General features: G+C 67.5%; 1 protein-coding gene. It reads right to left on the bottom strand.

Translation table 11 applies throughout. From position 1 onward, the window contains the following. A partial coding sequence (locus JJ959_RS21240) for an amino acid adenylation domain-containing protein (protein WP_292888473.1) occupies positions 1 to 1286 on the bottom strand: 1286 nt, incomplete at both ends.

The raw sequence follows: 1286 nt of genomic DNA, 5'->3' as shown, positions 1-1286 counted from the left end.
CGGTCCTCGCGGAGCAGCACCGCCGCCTCCCTGATCGAGCCGTGGCTCATCAGCGCGGATTCGATCTCGCCCAGCTCGATCCGGAAGCCCCTCAGCTTCACCTGGAAGTCGCTCCGTCCGAGATAGACCAGCGCCCCGTCCGCGCGCCGTCTCGCGATATCCCCCGTCCGGTACATCCGCGCACCGGGTTTGGCTGAGTACGGGTCCGCGATGAAGGTGGTGGCTGTTAGGCCTTGCCTGCCGAGATAGCCGCGCGAGACCTGCACACCGCCGATCCAGAGATCTCCCGCGACACCCACAGGGACGGGCTCCAGCGCGCTGTCCAGCACATAGAGACTGGTGTTCGCGATCGCATGGCCGATCGGCAGAGGGTCGTCCGCCGGAGATCCGCACTGCCAGTGCGTCACGTCGATCGCCGCTTCCGTCGGGCCGTAGAGATTGTGCAGTTCGGCGGTGCCTGGCTTCAGGCTCTCGAACCGTTCCACCAGCCCCGGAGACAGCGCCTCCCCGCTGCACATCACGTAGCGCAGCGAACTGCACTGGTTCAGCCTCGCGGCCGAGCCGCCATGGCCGAGGAAGGCCTGCAGCATCGAGGGCACGAAGTGCAGGACCGAGATCCCTTCCTCGTCCATCAGACGGGCGAGATAATCCGGGTCCTTGTGACCGCCCGGCTTCGCCACCACCAGGCAGGCGCCCGTCATCAGCGGCCAGAAGAACTCCCAGACCGAGACGTCGAAGGTATAGGGCGTCTTCTGGAGGACCTTGTCCCCTTCCCCGATATCGAAGCGCTCCTGCATCCAGAGGATGCGGTTCGCCAGCCCCCCGTGTTCGTTCATCACCCCCTTGGGCAGGCCCGTCGAGCCGGAGGTGTAGATCACGTAGGCCAGATCGTTCGGACCGAGTTCCACGTCGGGATTGCCCGCCTCGGCACCCCTGCGGCTGCTTCTGCCTGCGTCATCCACGCAGATCGTGCGGCCTTCATGCACCGGGAGCACATCCAGCAGGCCCGTCCGCGTGATCACCACCGGGGCGGCCGCATCGCCGATCATGAAGGCGAGACGGTCCGCCGGAAGTTCCGGGTCGAGCGGCACATAGGCCCCGCCCGCCTTCATCACCGCAAGCAGCGCCACCACCAGGTCTGCCGAGCGTTCCAGCGCCACCCCGACCCGCACGTCCCGGCCGACGCCCGCCCGCAGCAACCGCCGCGCCAGTGCGTTCGCCCTGTCATTGAGCTCGCCATAGCCGAGCTCCGCGCCCTCGAACCTGAGCGCCGCACGTTCCGGATG

It is taken from the genome of Nisaea sp. (genome assembly GCF_017640745.1).
In the GTDB taxonomy this organism is placed as follows: Bacteria; Pseudomonadota; Alphaproteobacteria; order Thalassobaculales; family Thalassobaculaceae; genus Nisaea.
Note: the sequence above shows the minus strand (reverse complement) of the source record. Positions and strands in the feature narration are given on the sequence as shown.